Consider the following 16,100-nt stretch of genomic DNA (forward strand, 5'->3'; position numbering starts at 1 on the left):
CTAGTTAGTTAATTCAACTTCCTCATCCCTACTTATTTGGCTTTCTAGAACTTCTATAGATGCTGTTACAGAGGCAATTTTACGTTCAAGTGAATCCTTAATATAATTGAGCATTTCTAATTTCTTATGTTGATAAAAACTCTTTTTTTCTTTAGATGACTTGAAATAACAATTAAACATTTTTTTTTTATTTATTATAAAAAGATACTTAATTGACTTGTGACATAAAAATAAATTGGTTTTAATTTAAAAACAATGTTCCGTATGGACTTTCAATTTTTTTTGAATAAAATTAAATAAATTCCATATTATTCAAGAAAATATTATTGAATATTCCTGAAAATTCAAATACAAAAAGAATTTCAATTGATTTACCTGAGGATCTAATTTCCAGGTTTGATCAATTACGAAAAGAGTGGGGATTTAGAGCAAGAGGACCTGTAATAGAAAAGATACTTAAAGAACTTCTTCAAGAAGATGATTTACTACCTAAGAACCAACAGCAAGAAATAGACTTTAACGAGAATAATAATAATGAAAATTTAAATATTGATGATGATACTGCATTGGTATTAATTAAATCAGACGTAAAAAAAGAAGTTAATGAGATATCTTTGAATGAAAAATTTACAAATAACAATCAATATAAAGAAAAAGCCAACTCAAACATAAATCTTCCCAATTTTGTTGAAAAAAAAGTAAAGAATCTAAGAAGAAGTATTAATATTGAAAAATTAAAGGAGAATATTAATGATATTCAAATTAATACAATTAAGGAAACAGAATTATTAAAATGTCGAATTGAGTTAATTAGTCATTGGAAAACCTTATATGGATCAGTTCCTAATGACAATGTAGTAGAAGCTTCGATGGATTGGTTTGAAAGGGATATATGGCCAAATCTTGAAGGAACTGAAAATCTACCCTTTACGTGGAATGCAGCCAATAAATTAATGACAGAATTATGCCCATTTTGGATAAAGAAAAATCCATCTCTTGAAATTGTTTTATTAATGATTGGCGTTTTAGAAGACCCTTTTGCTACATCAGATCTGATAAATAGAATACCAACACTTATGAGAAGGTTTGTAAGTAGATTTAAGCGAAAAAATAGATCAAATTCATTTGAAACTTTGGACTCAACAATGACAGTACATGGCGCACTTAAATTATTAAATTTATCAACATCCGCAGGATCCGCTCATACGTTCTGTAAAATTAGGGAGGCCTATAAATCAATAGCCTTAGAGACGCATCCAGATGCTGGAGGATCAACTGATCAAATGAGAAAATTAAATGAAGCGTATCAATTGCTAAAAAATCTATATAGAAATTAGTATACTAATTCTCAGATAAGACTACTACTAAGTCTAATAAATAGTCTCATATAAGATAGATGAAAAATAAAAATTTATTATTTTCATCATTTATTTTTTTATTCATATTTATGGAAAAACAATTATGTATAAATGAAATTTAAAAAATATACTTTTAAAAAATATGAATTTCTTTGTATAGTACTTCTTATATGAGACTTATTATAGGTCTACTATATAGTCTCATCTAAGATAAATGTTAATTTTAAATTTCTATTTTTAACAATTATTTTTATTCAAATTTATGAACACAATAATTATGTATAAATAAAATCAAAAAAAACACTTTTAAAAAATAAGAATTTCTTTGTATAGTACTTCTTATATGAGACTTATCATAAGTCTACTATAAAGTCTCAAAATAGATAAATAAGACAAATCAGTTTATCAACTTGGATGAATCATACCCAAACTGTTTATTACCTAGGAAAAATAAAAATTGAATAATAAATCAATAAACTGTGTCCTTTCAATGTCCAAGAAATTAATAAGGGCTAGAAAGTCAATCTATGAGGGGCTTTTATGTTTTACAGTACTGCCTTATAGACAGTACTACTTACTTTGAAGCTTTTCAATAGCTGTTTGTTTATCGATACTAGGAACATCGCTTAAGCCGTTTGCGTCAAACCAAGGGGCGCTTGCCCAGTCAAACCCTTCACCAAAAGTGTTATCAGGTGAAGTTATGTACCAATGACAAGAAGTGTCTGGAACGTCGACCGCACATTTTGACCAATCATCTGACCACTGAGGGACTTGTACCCAAAGCACCGAAGAAAGTAATAGAGAAAGCAAATTGATCATGCAATCTATAATACAACATTAATTAGATTTATAGGATTATTACTTATCTTATATAAGAATAATATTTAGACTCATTTAAAGTCTAACATAAGATTAGTAATACAGCTAATTCCTCATTTTAGTTTTAAAACATTTTTCAACACTAGATATGATATTTGAATGTATTGATGTAATGTCAGAGTCCAGTAATGTTTTATCTTTATCTCTATAAGATAACCTAAATGTATAACTTATTTGATCATCTCCAAATTTAGTATCTTCAAAAACATCAATTAAACTTACATCTTCTAAGAGATTTTTTCCTATCTTTCTTATCTGTGATGTTATTTCGCTAATTAAAAATTTCTTACTGAAAACAAAATTTATATCCCTTTCCATTTTAGGAACAATTGGGTATTGCTTATATATTGGAACCCATTTATTTTTTCTTGTACTAGCTCCCAAAAGGTTAGAGACATTTATTTTAAATAAATATACTTTTTTTAACGACTTCTTTTCTAAAATTAGTTTGGGATGTATTTCACCAAAATAACCTACATCTTTCCCTTCAATAAATAATTTTGCTGTTCTTCCTGGATGAAGAAAATCAATTGAATAAGTAGGTTTATCCTCTATTTTTATATTCAAAGTTGATAAAGCCTCCTTTAACTTTCCCCTGGCCTGGTAATAATTAAGATCGTTATCCTTATTCGAATTTATCCATTTTCCAAATTTTCTATTTCCATAAATCGCACCGTTAAGGACTTCTTCTTGAATGAAATCAGTTTTCTTTTGAAAAACATTTCCAATTTCAAATATATAACAACTCGTTTGTCCTGCTTTTATATTACGATTTAAAATCTCCAAATGTTCTTCCCATATATTATCTCTTAAGCAACTAGTATCTAATAACAAAGGATTAGAAATCTTTATAAGTTTTTCATTATCTTCTGGAACAAGAGAGTAGCTTAGTACCTCGTTAAAACCATTTTCTGTGAAACCATTTTTTACTTTTCTCAATGCCAACTGTTCTGATGACAATTTTCCAGGCTTAATTGGATTAGGAAGGTTTAAGTCAAATCTGTCATACCCTATTAATCTCGCAATTTCTTCAATTAAATCTATTTCTCTTATTAAATCATTTGATCTATTGGGAATTACTGCTACATCCCAGCCATATTCTTTATTCTTTAATGTACAACCTATGAGTGTTAATTTATCAACTATTTCATTATCAGATAAATTTCTTTTTTCAAATTGATCGTTAATTATTATTGGACCAAGAATTTTATGTATTCGATTTCTCCTTAGTTTAATTAATACATCCTCATTTTCTTCTAAATTTGAAGTATTGATGATTGGTGAGTTAATAGAAAAATATTCTTCTAAAAGATTAATTGCCCTTGTTACTGCACTTATTGTATTTTTTGATGAAATCCCTTTTTCATACCTGCTGCTAGATTCTGTTCTTATGCCAACCGCCTTGGAAGATTTTCTTATAGTAACTGGATTAAAAACAGCGCCTTCAAGGTAAATAGATGCGGTAGTATTACTTACAGAAGTCTCTAAACCTCCTATTACGCCTGCAATAGCTACCGGTTTATCACAACAAGTAATAACTGTGATATTGTCATTTAAGACATATTCTTTACCATCTAAGCAAATAAGGCTTTCGTTATCCTTGCCTTTTCTTACAGAGAAATCTTCTGGAGAAACTTCCTTACCAATTAAGTTTGAAAGTTTATCTTTATCAAACGCATGCAAAGGTTGACCTTGTTCTAAAAGAATATAATTTGTCAAATCAACTAGAAGATTAATAGATTTTATACCTGATTTTTCTATACGGTCTTTAAGCCAATTTGGCGATAATTTCTCTCCATTTACTCCATCAACGCAGCTTATTGTATAAATGCAATTAGATTCTATAGCCTCTGGACAAAGTTTAATTGCCTTAAGTAAATGAATATTGTATTTATGATTTATTTCTGGAAAATTTAAGGTGGATTCTAAAAGGGCAGAAATTTCACGGGCTATACCTACAACAGACATTCCATCAGGTCTATTAGCCGTAATAGCTAAATCATATATAAAATCATTTAACTGAAGCAAGTCGGACGCTGGAGTGCCCAATTCATGTTTTAGAGCCAAATCATCATCAATGATCTCTATCCCTTCGCTAGAGGCCTCTAAACCCAGTTCCTGCAGTGAACATATCATTCCTTCACTCATGACACCTCTAATTTCACTTCTTTTAATAGTTAAATCAACTGCATTTAATGTTGCGCCGACAGTAGCAACATAAACATAAATATTCGGTTTAATATTGCGTGCACCACAGATAATTTGTAAATTCTTCGAATTACCAATATCGACCTGGCAAATTGAAAGTTTGTCAGATCCTTCTTGTTTTAAAACAGATAATACCTTACCTAAAACAACACCATTTACATTTTTTGAACAATCTTCTAATGATTCAACCTCAAATCCACCAATAGACAATTTCTCAGAAAGATCTTCAGGAGTAGAAGTAATTTCTACTAAATTTTTCAACCAATTTTGAGAAACTTTCATATATATTTTTTAATCAATGATGATAAAAGAAATGAGTATATCTTCAAAAAAGTTTGTTGAAGATGTACAATAGAAAATTATACAATAAAGTATTAATTAAAATGGCCAAAAAAGGTACAAGAGTTGTAGTTACCCTGGAATGTACTGAAGCTAGGACAAGCACAGATCCTAAGAGATCAAATGGTGTCTCAAGATATACTACTGAGAAGAATCGTAGAAATACAACCGAAAGATTAGAACTAAAAAAGTTTAATCCTCATTTAAACAGAATGACAATTCACAAAGAAATTAAGTAATCAAATCAAATTAAATCATGCCTAATTCAATTTTTAAAAAACAATTATCACCTATCAAACCAGGTGATCCTATTGACTATAAGGATGTAGAACTACTAAAAAAATTCATAACTGAGAGGGGCAAAATCCTACCAAGAAGAATGACAGGTTTAACCTCTAAGCAACAAAGAGATCTCACATTAGCTGTAAAGAGAGCCAGAATTGTAGCTCTTTTACCCTTCGTAAATCCTGAAGGATAATTTCATATTGAATATAGTTGGAACTATAATTAATATTTCAAATATTTGAAAGATTTAACTAATTTAAAAACATATATTATTGACTCTGATGATCCACATGAGGTTGATGACGCTATTTCATTAGAAATAAAAGAAGGAAATAAAAAAAATTTATGGATACATATTAGTAATCCATGCAAACTCTTTTTGCATGACTCTAATGTTGATTTAAATGCAAGAAAGAGAAATAGCAGTTTATATTTAATTGATCAATATGTACCAATGCTCCCTAAGGATATTCTAGAAAAGGCAAATCTAGCTCAAAATAAAGTTTCAGAAACTATTAGTGCAGCAATAGAATTCAATGACGATGGATCAATAAATAAATATGAAATATCAGAAGCAATAATAAAACCAAAATATCAATTAACATATGAAGATGCAAATGAAATATTAGAAATAGAACCCAAAGAAGAAATAGAATTAATTGAGATTAAAAATTTATTAGAAAAAAGTATTACATTCAGAAAGAAACAAGGAGCAATTATTTTTGAAAGTCCTAATAGTAAAATTAATTTATATGAGGATAAGATTATACTAACTAAATTAGAGAAAACAATATCACAAATTATAGTTGCAGAATCAATGATATTAATGGGTTATGTAACAAGTTTATTTATAGATAAATATGATTTAACGGCTCCATTTAGGATTCAAAAAATAAACTGCAATCCATCTGAAATACTTAATAGATATAATGATAGTGATATTAAATATATAATATTAAAACAATATATGGGAAGAAGTTACATAACTACTAAGCCAGGAATGCATGAATCATTAGGTCTTAAAATGTATTTACAATGTACATCACCATTGAGAAGATATCTTGATTTAATTATACAAAGGCAAGTCTATAACAAAATTAATAATTACGAAGTTCTAAGTAAAGATTCAGTCTCTAAGATTATTGATTATTCAAAAAATAGACAATCAGAGAATAATAATATATATAAAAATGATAAATTTAAGTATTTAACATTATTTTTTAAGAATGAAAAAAAAGCTTTTTATAAAATAATATTCGTTAAGTGGATTAATCATAAAAAAAATATTGCATTGGTTTATTTTCCAGATTATTCACTAGAAATACTTATTACTCTTTTTGTATCAATAGAAATATATAGTAATAAAATATATAAAGTTAAATATATTATAAATGATAGTAATCTTTTAGAATTTATTTATTAATAAGATAATAAATATAATGAGTTGTAATTAGTTTAAAAAATATCTGTTAGTATTAATAAAAAAGCTTTATGACTTTTGTCATTACTACACCTTTATACTATGTTAATGACAAACCTCATTTAGGAAGTGTATATACAACAATAATTTGTGACTCAATAGCTAGGTATAAAAGACTTGCAGGTGAAGATGTTATTTTCATCACTGGTGTTGATGAACATGGTTTAAAAATACAACGAACAGCTAATGAAAAGGGTATTGAACCAAAATCACATTGTGATGAAATCTCAAAAGTCTTTAATAATAATTGGAAAGATTGGAATATATCCTTTGACAAATTTATAAGAACAAGCTCAAAAAATCATGAATTTGTTGTTAATGAATTTTATGAAAGAGTAAAAGCATCAGATGATATCTATATGGGAGTTCAAAAAGGTTGGTATTGTGTAGGTTGTGAAGAATTTAAAGATAATCCAGAAAACTCATCAACATACAAGTGTCCAATACATCAAAAAAATCTAGAATGGAAAAATGAAGAGAACCTCTTTTTTAGGCTTTCAAAATATCAAAAAGAAATCGAGAAAATAGTCAACGAACCTTCTTTTATAGAGCCAATAGAAAGAAAGAATGAAATTATTAATTTTGTTTCTAGAGGTTTAAAGGATTTTTCAATTTCAAGAACAAATGTTACATGGGGAATTCCAGTCCCTGGTTACGATAACCATACCTTTTATGTGTGGTTTGATGCTTTACTAGGATATGTAAGTGCCATTAGTTCTGATGCGACAGAACATTCATTAGAAAAATCAATTAATGGAGGATGGCCAGCTGATGTTCATTTAATTGGTAAAGATATTCTGAGATTCCATGCTGTATATTGGCCTGCAATGCTCATTTCAGCCAAAATGAAAGTTCCTAAAAAGGTTTTTGGGCACGGATTTCTTACAAGAGAAGGGCAAAAAATGGGTAAAAGCTTAGGAAATGTACTCGACCCTAATTTATTGCTTACAAAATATGGAAATGATCCTGTAAGGTGGTACCTCATTAAAGACATATCACTAGGAAATGATGGAGATTTTCAAGATAAAAGATTTGTTGACATCATCAATAATGACTTAGCTAATACAATTGGTAATTTATTAAATAGAACATCATCTATGTCTAGAAAATGGTTTGATAATAAAGTGCCAAATAATGAAAAAATTTTAAGTGAAAATAAATTAGAGAATTTTGCCAAAATTGCAGTTGAAAACTATATTTATAACTTTGATAACTACAAATTAGATTTAGCAGCTAATGAAGTACTTAGCCTAGCAATTAATACAAATTTGTATTTGAATGATAATCAGCCATGGCTGCTAATAAAAGAGAAAGATAATCTACTTCTTGTTAAAGAAATTATTTATAACGTTTTAGAAAGTACCCGAATAATAGGATTATTATTACTACCTTTATTGCCCGAATTATCTACAAAAATTAATGAACAACTTGGCTCTATATACAGAGAGGAAATTCCTTGGAAAAAACAATTAATTTGGGGATTATTAGTTAGCAACTCGAGTCTTCCTAAACCCACTCCAATCATAAATAAACTTGAGTATGAGCAAAAATTATAGATTAATAATTTTTCTTCCATTATTTATGCTTGGTTGCGCCCCAAATATAATTGATGAAAATAAAGTTATACAAAAAATAGACAGTTTAGATATGACTATTTTCTCTAAAAGTGGAGATAAAATATATTCTATTATCAGTCCAAATTCAAGTTATGACAATATTGAATTAAAATTCGAATTAAAAAAACCTATTATTAATATACTTAATGGGAAAGAAACTAAATATATTATTAGTTCAGAAGAATCAACATTATCAGACAACAATAAACTCTTGAAATTGAAAGGGAATGTTAAATTAAAAACTTTAAAAAAGAATGAGGATATTTTAAATGCTGATAATTTTATTTGGAATATAGAAAATACTGACTATCTATTAGAGGGAAATATAAGATTTGAAAATCAAAATATCATCTTAAATTCAGGAAAAGCCATATTGAGTTCAGATAACATAATTGAATTTTTCAATCCAGTAAAATACATAATTAAAGATGAAAATAAAGAAAATAAATATGAAATAAACTCAGAAAATGCTTTCTATAATTTAAATACTGAATCAGTAAGCTTTGAAGCAAAAGATAAAAGAGTTAAATCAATAATATATTTTTAAATTTTATTTTTTGAAAAAATATTATTAATTTTTTTGGACCAGTTATTAATCCATTTTTCATCAGACTTCGTAAAACACTTAGCACTCCAGCCTCCAATCAATATGAAAGCCTTATTATTTATAGGTACAACTAAAATAGATGGAATTTCAGCACAAAAATTATAAAATTCATCTCTTCCAGGATAAAATTTAGTGTTTGCCAATGATATTAACTTCATATCTTTAATAGATCTCAGACAAGTTTCCCCAGGTTTAAAATCATTACTTGAAGTGATACCCCTCCTCAATATATTAACGCCATCATTGTGGATTAATATTGCTGCTGCTGCTGTAGAAGTTAATATCGCTTCAGAACCCCATGCAAGTTCATCAATAACTTCATCCGGCATGTTTCTATCGAAGAGAAAGTTATTTTCTCCTTTTAAGACAGCTTTCTCACCAGCCATTGGTTGGAATTGTTTAAATAAAAAACCTATCAAAATAACAATTAACGAAGCTATTGCAGCTAACACTTGTGCTCTTTCAAGCTCAGGAGTGATTGTTTCTATTGAAATGAAATTTGCTATCTGAAAAATAAAGAGTATTAGACCGACTGATATTAATGATTTCCCATTGAATCCCATATTTTAAATATGTTATTTCTATTTAAATTATGCAAATATTATATTATTTAGTACATTTAAAATTACTCAATCATATTGTTTTTAATATATAATTAACCAAAACCTTTCAAAATGAACCTAAACATCAATAAATATATTCTTTCCCTTATCTTTACTGGATTTATTCTTATTCTTATACCTTCGACTACATACGCAAATGAAATTAATAGTATAAATAAATATTTTGGTATTACTCAACAGAAGACTGTTATAAATTACGAAAAAAGTCAGCCCTCATCTATCGACAACCCTGTAGTGGATCCAAACTTTAACACTATGAGATCAAAAGATACCGAGAGTTCAACTGCTACTTATATAGTTATAGGTTTGTTAATTGCTGCCACAATTATTCCTTTAGCAACATGGTGGTATTTCTCTAAATAATAGAGAATTTATGGATGCCAAGGATTTAAATATTAGTGAAGATTCATCTTATATAGTTTTTATTACAGGGGGTACAAAGAGTGGCAAAAGTGAATTCGCGGAGCATCTTGCAAAGAAGGTGAAAAAATTATCATATGTTGCTTTATCTGAAAACAATTTGGATGATAAAGAATGGCAAGATAAAATTAATTTACATCGAAAAAGAAGGCCAAAAGATTGGAAATTAATAGAAACGACAGATTTATTAAATACACTAAGGAAAGAAGAAGGTCCATTATTAATAGATTCTATTGGCGGATTCGTTATGAAAAGTATTGGCAAGAAACAAAATGAATGGTCAACAAAAATGAATTCACTTATAAGTCTCTTAATGAAAAGAAAAAGCGTAACAATTATTGTTGGAGAACAAGTAGGTTGGAGTTTGGTCTCTGAATATAAAATTGGTAATACATATATTGAAAGAATCGGCGAACTTCAAAAGAGAATAACCAAAATTTCAAAAGATAATTGGCTCGCTATAAATGGCAGAGCAATCAAAATAGATGAATTAAGTATTGAAATACCTACTTAAAATTGGAAGTCGCTCTTTTTGAACCTAGAATCCCACAAAATACTGGTAATATTGCCAGATCATGCGCTGCATTTAATATACCTTTAAATCTTATAGAGCCCTTGGGTTTTAAGCTAGAAGATAAATATTTAAAAAGAGCAGGATTAGACTATTGGCCTATAGTTACTGTTAATCAGTATGAGAATTTTGAAAAATTTTTAGCGTCAAAATCAACAAAAAGAATAATTTCTTTTAGTAAAAAAAATGGATTATATTTGAAGGATTTTAAATTTAAGCAAGATGATATTTTGCTATTTGGGAGAGAGGATTCAGGATTACCCGATTCCATTATTGATAAAAGCGACTTTTTAATATCAATATTTATGCCGAATATACAGACTGGAAACAATGAACAAAAAGGTGTTAGAAGTCTAAATCTTTCTGTAGCTTGCGGAATTGCTATATATGAGGCCCACAAACAAATAAATATTCAAAATGGTAATTAAGTACAATCAATGCCTTACAATATTCCCATGTCTCGGTAGCTCAGCTGGTTAGAGCGGCGGATTCATAGCCCGCAGGTCGCGTGTTCAAGTCACGCTCGAGACATTTTCAATACTTTTCAATTGAAGAACATAGGTGAGATTTCAATTTAATTGAACTATTAAAGACAATAATGTTTAATTCACTCGGCACAGTCTTAGATCCAAAAAAATCTAAAGCAAAATATCCAGAAGCAAGAGTTATAGTTCTTGATGACAATTTTAATAGTTTTCAGCATGTCGCAAATTGTCTTCTAACAATAATCCCAAGCATGAATGAACAAAGGGCGTGGGATCTAACCATCAAAGTTGACAAGACAGGATCCGCAGAGGTGTGGAGAGGTAATCTTGAACAGGCAGAGCTATATCATGAGCAACTATTCAGCAAAGGATTAACCATGGCTCCAATTGAGAAAACATAAAATAAGTAAGATTGACAGAAAATTTTTGGCTTATAAATTCGAATCGTTCAAGGGTTAAAAGGTTTTCAAAGAACAATCAAAATAAAGATAAATTTTTTGAATATATGTTTATTGATTCTGGAAAAATTCTTGGTGTTTTAGGAAAAGAACCACCTCTTATGACAACCAGAGAAGAACTTAAAGTTGATAAAGCTAGAAATGTATGGAGAAAGTTAATCGCTCAAGGTTGGAGGAGAACCAAACCAGTTTGGGAAAAATATTAGTATCCAATATCGTTACTAGGATTAATTATATAAATTATTAGATTTAGGGCGTAGTTAGCGGGTAAATTTAATGGCTTCAAAACTAACAAAGCCATTCCTTGAGTCACATTAAATTCTTTATTTTTCTTAAAAAAAGAAGAGTCTCATTTTTATTATAAAAAGACTGTCGAATACAAACTAAAAATACTGAAAAAAGATGTATAAGCATTTATTGATTATGGATTTTCAAGATATCCAATATCTAAAATTTTTAAAAAATTAAAGATCTAGGGTTACTTTTTATTTTTTTTACAAAAAATCCACGTTATAATTTAATAATCCCTAATGTCTAATAATTATAAATACCAAATGAAGTATCTCATCTCAAGCAAAAGATATAGAGCTTTATTTGGTATTGGAATAGTTGCTATAAGTTTTGGATTGATATCAAAAAAAGTAATTAACTATCCAGCTGCAGGATGTATGAAAGGTACTCAAGAAATAACCTTTAATATCTAGCCATTAATATTCTTAAATATTTCTTATTTCTTAAATCCAGTCAACTTTGATAACTCTTTTAGTGAAAGTACACCTAAAATTAGTTTTCCATTTATTTCCCATGTAGGAAACCCTTTGATTTTTTTATCAATGCATAATTGAGTTTGACTGTTTATGCCATCTCTTGAACATTCAACTACATTAAGTTCTCTATAAGCTTGCTTACCAAATAATTCACTTTGATTAAGGCAATTAGGACACCAATATGCTGAATATTTAACTACACCATTATCTTTAAGATATTTTGCCAACTCGATTGATTCCCTAGTGCTTTCTGAGGTGATTATAAGTTTTCTCTGATTATTTAAGTGTGAGCTATGAACAACACTTGGTAAAGTAAGCAAAACTAATAGTGGGATTAATAGGCGTTTCATTTATTTTCTACTTTTCCTCCATATTTTCTAACTACTTTATCAAGCAAAATTCGTATATCTTTATTTTTAAGTTTCTCTATCTGCTGAAGATTTTCAAGAAGATCACATATTTGATCCTGTGTATCTTCATTTAATTCACTTACTGCCATTTTATTTAGAGTTTTAATATTCCAATTTTAAATCAAAAGTAAATTTACATACTTATTGTATTTATATTTTTTTATTGCTATTTTTTTAAAGCGGGCTAAGGTTCATATCTCCACGAGGATTTAGTCCGCTGAATTTTTAAAGATTCAACTTATTTTCGATCCCTCTTTAAGAAGTTGATTACAAATATTCAAAAATATTTATCTTTTCTTAATTTCTAAATTCTATTGAAATAATTCTCAAGTAAACATTAATAGTGTGACACTATTCATTCAATAATGTTGTTATTTCGCTTCATAACTTTCTTAAAATACTTAAACTCAATAAACTGATGCATCATTTGGATATCATCAGATAATATTTTTTTATTAACTGCATATTTGTCAACATCAAGTGGAGATTTATTATTTTCAGAAAATGATTCGTAATCAAAAGAAAAGTTTATAAATTCCCTTTTATCATTTAGATTTTGATCATAAGATTCATTTAACACACCTCGAGACCTCAACGCTTCTTCGACCAATAAACCTGTGACTTTTGACTGACTGAACTCATTAGCTGTGCACAATTTTTCAATAATTTCATGCACTTCTTCACTTGGCAAAAAACCAATTCTTTTCCTCGGAGAGGGCATAATTAAAAATTAGTGTCACACTTGCACATTATAAGTGTTGCACTATATTTGAATTAAGTCAACTAATTTTGCTATGCATATTTTAATATTCCCTGCCGGATTTATTCTTTGGTATCTAGCTTATGAAGCAAAGCCTATCATTAATGATGAAGTAAAACTTAATTGGGAAGAGAAAAATACAAGTAAAAGAAATAAACTTTTAAGTATAATCAACGAAAGGTTTTAAAAATTACTTTCAATAGATTTTGACCATTCCTTGTGCTTATAATCTAGATCTGAAATTAACCGTTTTTGATAAGTAAGTTTGAGTTGATTTTGGTTAAGTGATTTTTTTGTGATAATCATCTCTTTAGAAAAAAAATCAGGAGTGTTACAACTACTAATTTTTCTTTTGACTTCCATATAAATAATTAATCTACTTTTTTTATATGACTCAAAAGGTTGTAGTATTAAAATTTTTATATTCTTTTTATATTTCCTTAATATATATTCTTAGCAGATTTGTTAAAAATATTAGTTTATCAAATAAAAAAAGCTATATTTAAAAAAATATATGTTTTATTATGAATCTTAAGGAGAGAGGGGTTACTATTGGAGATTTACTAATCATACTCATAATAATAATAACTTCTACAATACTAATTAAATCATTTAGCAAGGATAAAAAAAGAACATTTAATTATATAAATCAAGAGCAAGTTTCCTATAAGAAAAATTATCAACAAAAATTTATTTGAATAGCTTATATAAATTATTAAAACTCTTAATTAATTCACTTAAATATTATTTATCTTTTTTTTTAATATTATTTATCTTTTATTTAAATTTTAAGAATTCATAATAATCAAGAAAGGAGTTTATGTATTTTAAAATTTTTGATGAAATGATTTAGAACTTTCCCATTTCAAATTATCCTTTAAATCATTGAAATCATTTGATACTGAAACTAAATTAACCATTTGAAGAATTTGAATTTTATTTAGCCTATTAATAGCAATAAGTTTATTAAGCATTTCTAAAACAGATTTATCATTAATATTCATTGTTTGAATAAAATACTATGATTCTTCAATGCCTATACCTTAACTTATAATATTAAAATTTACTTTTAAAATTTCATAAAATATTTAATGATAAATATGATGAATATTTAAATAATCATCGAAAATAATACTTTTACTGATAAGTAAAAATCTTTAGCTCACTTTCTTATAAATTCGTTTATTGTAAAAAAAAAAAAAAAAATGAAAGAAAACTCCAAGAAGGAATACCTTAATAGAGATGAAGTTAATGAAATGATTGAATCAGCTTTAAGGAGACACAATAGAAGATCTACAATAATATCAAGTGTACTTGGTTGGATTTTAATAGGAGGTTATTCGTTTGGACTTTTTCAAGCAGTTCAAAATGTCTAATTAATTTTTGCTTTATAGCAAAACCTGCTAGATGATAAATTAATATAAGACCAAGTATTTATTATGAGGGAATATATTGAGGCAAATCTTACAGTGATAAGAAAATATTTAAAAAAAAGAAAAAAGAATACATCAAAATTAAATAATGCTTCGATAATGGAAGAATTCAAAGAATGGAGTAAAGATCCATTACCTTCGATTGAATCAATTTGGACTTTACCTGACTTAACGAGAAATGAAAGACTAAAAAATTTTTGTCGCTCAATTAAAAAGGAAATAAGATAAGTTTTTTAACTACCTAGTTGTATATGATTCACCTTTAAGTAAAAATAACCCGCAAATCCAACTATATTCAAAATTACAACAAAAATCCAAGCTCCAATTGGCTGATTAGAATCAAATTTTTTTATTTTAACTTTTTCCTTAAGTCTTTCAATATATTTAGCCATAATTAAAAATATTTAAAAGAATATTTCTAATTATAGAGAGTTGAATTTAAAGTAATCTTAAATAAAATAAAATATCTTTTAATTAGAATTTTTATCGTCAAGCCTTTTTATGGGATATTTAATTAATTCCTTTTTGAGATTTTTTAAAAGTTTATTGTAATTCAAAATTGTAAATTTTCTAGTGAAGGAATAATGCCATTTCATTGAATTAAAAAAAAACTTGCTAATTCATTATTAATAAAATTATAATACTTATTACGGTCATTCAGACCATACATAATTTAAATAAGGACAAATTTTTTCATGAGCTTAAGAGTTGGCCAAGAAGCACCAGACTTTAGTGCTACAGCAGTATATGATCAAGAGTTTAAGGAGATTACACTTTCAGGTCTAAGAGGTAAATGGGTTGTTTTATTCTTTTACCCACTAGATTTTACATTTGTATGTCCAACTGAAATCACTGCATTTAGTGATAGATACCAAGATTTCTCGGCACTTAATACGGAAATACTTGGGGTATCAGTTGATAGCAAACACTGTCATTTGGCTTGGATACAAACTCCAAGAAATGAAGGTGGTATAGGTGATATTAACTATCCATTAGTTTCTGACTTAAAAAGAGAAATTTGCCAGGCGTACAATGTTCTAAATGATGATGGGGAGGCTGATAGAGGTTTATTTCTTATCAATCCCGAAGGAGTAGTTATGCATACTACTGTTAACAAGGCTCCTGTAGGAAGAAATGTTGATGAAACACTAAGGATTCTTCAAGGCTATCAATACGTTGCGGCAAACCCAGATGAAGTATGTCCAGCAAACTGGACCCCAGGCGAGAAAACAATGTTAGAGGACCCCAAAGGTAGTAAGGAATATTTTTCTGCGCTATAGAAGGAATAGAATCATTTAGGTAAGTATTGAGTAATAAATAATTATAAAAAAATAAAAAATAAATATATTCAAAAAGGGAATAAAATCCCCTTTTTGGGGTTTGGGCACAATCCAATCGCTT

General features: G+C 27.9%; 25 protein-coding genes and 1 tRNA gene. 17 read left to right on the top strand and 9 right to left on the bottom strand.

From position 1 onward, the window contains the following. Window positions 1–180: a hypothetical protein gene (locus HA148_RS04760; RefSeq protein ID WP_209130669.1), complete on the bottom strand. Its 180-nt coding sequence runs from the start codon at window positions 178–180 to the stop codon at window positions 1–3. 146 nt (window positions 181–326) lie between these two features. Here HA148_RS04760 and HA148_RS04765 point away from each other — a divergent pair, with 146 nt between their 5' ends. Further along, window positions 327–1,337 carry a molecular chaperone DnaJ gene (locus HA148_RS04765; RefSeq protein WP_209130671.1) on the top strand — a complete coding sequence of 337 codons (1,011 nt, stop codon included), beginning with the start codon at window positions 327–329 and terminating at the stop codon, window positions 1,335–1,337. Between the two features lie 591 nt (window positions 1,338–1,928). On the opposite strand, the gene HA148_RS04770 is transcribed toward HA148_RS04765, so the two are convergent. Together HA148_RS04770 and pheT are read right to left on the bottom strand one after the other, a co-directional pair. Next, window positions 1,929–2,177: a hypothetical protein gene (locus HA148_RS04770; RefSeq protein ID WP_209130673.1), complete on the bottom strand. Its 249-nt coding sequence runs from the start codon at window positions 2,175–2,177 to the stop codon at window positions 1,929–1,931. A 105-nt stretch (window positions 2,178–2,282) separates the two neighbouring features. Further along, window positions 2,283–4,727, bottom strand: a complete 2,445-nt coding sequence (gene pheT, locus HA148_RS04775) for a phenylalanine--tRNA ligase subunit beta (RefSeq protein ID WP_209130675.1) — start codon at window positions 4,725–4,727, stop codon at window positions 2,283–2,285. Between the two features lie 101 nt (window positions 4,728–4,828). Between pheT and rpmG the strand changes: the two genes are divergently transcribed. From rpmG to lptC, 5 genes are all read left to right on the top strand, one after another. After that, window positions 4,829–5,023, top strand: a complete 195-nt coding sequence (rpmG, locus tag HA148_RS04780) for a 50S ribosomal protein L33 (protein ID WP_002805540.1) — start codon at window positions 4,829–4,831, stop codon at window positions 5,021–5,023. Window positions 5,024–5,040: 17 nt separating this feature from the next. Continuing rightward, window positions 5,041–5,262 carry a 30S ribosomal protein S18 gene (rpsR, locus tag HA148_RS04785; RefSeq protein ID WP_002806014.1) on the top strand — a complete coding sequence of 74 codons (222 nt, stop codon included), beginning with the start codon at window positions 5,041–5,043 and terminating at the stop codon, window positions 5,260–5,262. Window positions 5,263–5,307: 45 nt separating this feature from the next. Further along, window positions 5,308–6,492, top strand: coding sequence for a ribonuclease catalytic domain-containing protein (locus HA148_RS04790; protein ID WP_209130677.1), 1,185 nt, complete (start codon window positions 5,308–5,310; stop codon window positions 6,490–6,492). A gap of 68 nt (window positions 6,493–6,560) precedes the next feature. Continuing rightward, window positions 6,561–8,105 (top strand): methionine--tRNA ligase, encoded by a 1,545-nt coding sequence (metG, locus tag HA148_RS04795; RefSeq protein ID WP_209130679.1) that lies wholly within the window; start codon window positions 6,561–6,563, stop codon window positions 8,103–8,105. Beyond that, window positions 8,089–8,712, top strand: a complete 624-nt coding sequence (gene lptC / locus HA148_RS04800; protein ID WP_245152018.1) for an LPS export ABC transporter periplasmic protein LptC — start codon at window positions 8,089–8,091, stop codon at window positions 8,710–8,712. The genes metG and lptC overlap by 17 nt, the downstream gene beginning before the upstream one ends. On the opposite strand, the gene HA148_RS04805 is transcribed toward lptC, so the two are convergent. After that, window positions 8,709–9,335, bottom strand: coding sequence for a cofactor assembly of complex C subunit B (locus tag HA148_RS04805; RefSeq protein ID WP_209130682.1), 627 nt, complete (start codon window positions 9,333–9,335; stop codon window positions 8,709–8,711). The two genes, lptC and HA148_RS04805, sit on opposite strands and share 4 nt — an antisense overlap. Before the next feature lie 111 nt (window positions 9,336–9,446). Between HA148_RS04805 and HA148_RS04810 the strand changes: the two genes are divergently transcribed. From HA148_RS04810 to HA148_RS04840, 7 genes are all read left to right on the top strand, one after another. Beyond that, entirely contained in the window at window positions 9,447–9,758 is a 312-nt protein-coding gene (locus HA148_RS04810; protein ID WP_209130684.1) for a fusion glycoprotein F0, read from the top strand. A gap of 10 nt (window positions 9,759–9,768) precedes the next feature. Beyond that, complete coding sequence (locus HA148_RS04815) at window positions 9,769–10,329, top strand: bifunctional adenosylcobinamide kinase/adenosylcobinamide-phosphate guanylyltransferase (RefSeq protein ID WP_209130686.1); 561 nt, start codon at window positions 9,769–9,771, stop codon at window positions 10,327–10,329. 2 nt (window positions 10,330–10,331) lie between these two features. Then, window positions 10,332–10,814: a tRNA (cytidine(34)-2'-O)-methyltransferase gene (locus HA148_RS04820; RefSeq protein WP_209130688.1), complete on the top strand. Its 483-nt coding sequence runs from the start codon at window positions 10,332–10,334 to the stop codon at window positions 10,812–10,814. A 29-nt stretch (window positions 10,815–10,843) separates the two neighbouring features. After that, a tRNA-Met gene (locus HA148_RS04825) sits at window positions 10,844–10,917 on the top strand. Window positions 10,918–10,984: 67 nt separating this feature from the next. Then, window positions 10,985–11,272, top strand: a complete 288-nt coding sequence (gene clpS, locus HA148_RS04830; RefSeq protein WP_209130690.1) for an ATP-dependent Clp protease adapter ClpS — start codon at window positions 10,985–10,987, stop codon at window positions 11,270–11,272. A gap of 11 nt (window positions 11,273–11,283) precedes the next feature. Beyond that, window positions 11,284–11,535 carry a DUF1651 domain-containing protein gene (locus HA148_RS04835; protein ID WP_209130692.1) on the top strand — a complete coding sequence of 84 codons (252 nt, stop codon included), beginning with the start codon at window positions 11,284–11,286 and terminating at the stop codon, window positions 11,533–11,535. 324 nt (window positions 11,536–11,859) lie between these two features. Further along, entirely contained in the window at window positions 11,860–12,033 is a 174-nt protein-coding gene (locus HA148_RS04840; protein ID WP_209131090.1) for a hypothetical protein, read from the top strand. 23 nt (window positions 12,034–12,056) lie between these two features. On the opposite strand, the gene HA148_RS04845 is transcribed toward HA148_RS04840, so the two are convergent. From HA148_RS04845 to HA148_RS04855, 3 genes are all read right to left on the bottom strand, one after another. Further along, on the bottom strand, window positions 12,057–12,446 hold the full coding sequence (locus HA148_RS04845; RefSeq protein ID WP_209130694.1) for a hypothetical protein: 390 nt from the start codon (window positions 12,444–12,446) through the stop codon (window positions 12,057–12,059). Next, window positions 12,443–12,595, bottom strand: coding sequence for a hypothetical protein (locus HA148_RS04850; protein ID WP_209130696.1), 153 nt, complete (start codon window positions 12,593–12,595; stop codon window positions 12,443–12,445). The genes HA148_RS04845 and HA148_RS04850 overlap by 4 nt, the downstream gene beginning before the upstream one ends. A 266-nt stretch (window positions 12,596–12,861) precedes the next feature. Beyond that, on the bottom strand, window positions 12,862–13,227 hold the full coding sequence (locus tag HA148_RS04855) for a hypothetical protein (protein ID WP_209130698.1): 366 nt from the start codon (window positions 13,225–13,227) through the stop codon (window positions 12,862–12,864). Between the two features lie 73 nt (window positions 13,228–13,300). Between HA148_RS04855 and HA148_RS04860 the strand changes: the two genes are divergently transcribed. Further along, a complete protein-coding gene (locus tag HA148_RS04860) occupies window positions 13,301–13,453 on the top strand; it encodes a hypothetical protein (RefSeq protein WP_209130700.1) in 153 nt (50 codons plus the stop codon). A 640-nt stretch (window positions 13,454–14,093) separates the two neighbouring features. On the opposite strand, the gene HA148_RS04865 is transcribed toward HA148_RS04860, so the two are convergent. Next, window positions 14,094–14,270, bottom strand: a complete 177-nt coding sequence (locus HA148_RS04865) for a hypothetical protein (RefSeq protein ID WP_209130701.1) — start codon at window positions 14,268–14,270, stop codon at window positions 14,094–14,096. 201 nt (window positions 14,271–14,471) lie between these two features. On the opposite strand from HA148_RS04865, the gene HA148_RS04870 reads away from it, so the two are divergent. Then, entirely contained in the window at window positions 14,472–14,642 is a 171-nt protein-coding gene (locus tag HA148_RS04870) for a hypothetical protein (protein ID WP_209130703.1), read from the top strand. Between the two features lie 63 nt (window positions 14,643–14,705). Then, entirely contained in the window at window positions 14,706–14,927 is a 222-nt protein-coding gene (locus HA148_RS04875) for a hypothetical protein (protein ID WP_209130705.1), read from the top strand. Between the two features lie 5 nt (window positions 14,928–14,932). On the opposite strand, the gene HA148_RS04880 is transcribed toward HA148_RS04875, so the two are convergent. Then, window positions 14,933–15,091: a hypothetical protein gene (locus HA148_RS04880; protein ID WP_179852468.1), complete on the bottom strand. Its 159-nt coding sequence runs from the start codon at window positions 15,089–15,091 to the stop codon at window positions 14,933–14,935. Between the two features lie 303 nt (window positions 15,092–15,394). Here HA148_RS04880 and HA148_RS04885 point away from each other — a divergent pair, with 303 nt between their 5' ends. Beyond that, window positions 15,395–15,979, top strand: a complete 585-nt coding sequence (locus tag HA148_RS04885; RefSeq protein WP_025881525.1) for a peroxiredoxin — start codon at window positions 15,395–15,397, stop codon at window positions 15,977–15,979. Window positions 15,980–16,100: the final 121 nt, after the last annotated feature.

It is taken from the genome of Prochlorococcus marinus XMU1405, from assembly GCF_017696275.1.
Classification (GTDB): Bacteria; Cyanobacteriota; Cyanobacteriia; order PCC-6307; family Cyanobiaceae; genus Prochlorococcus_A; species Prochlorococcus_A marinus_AB.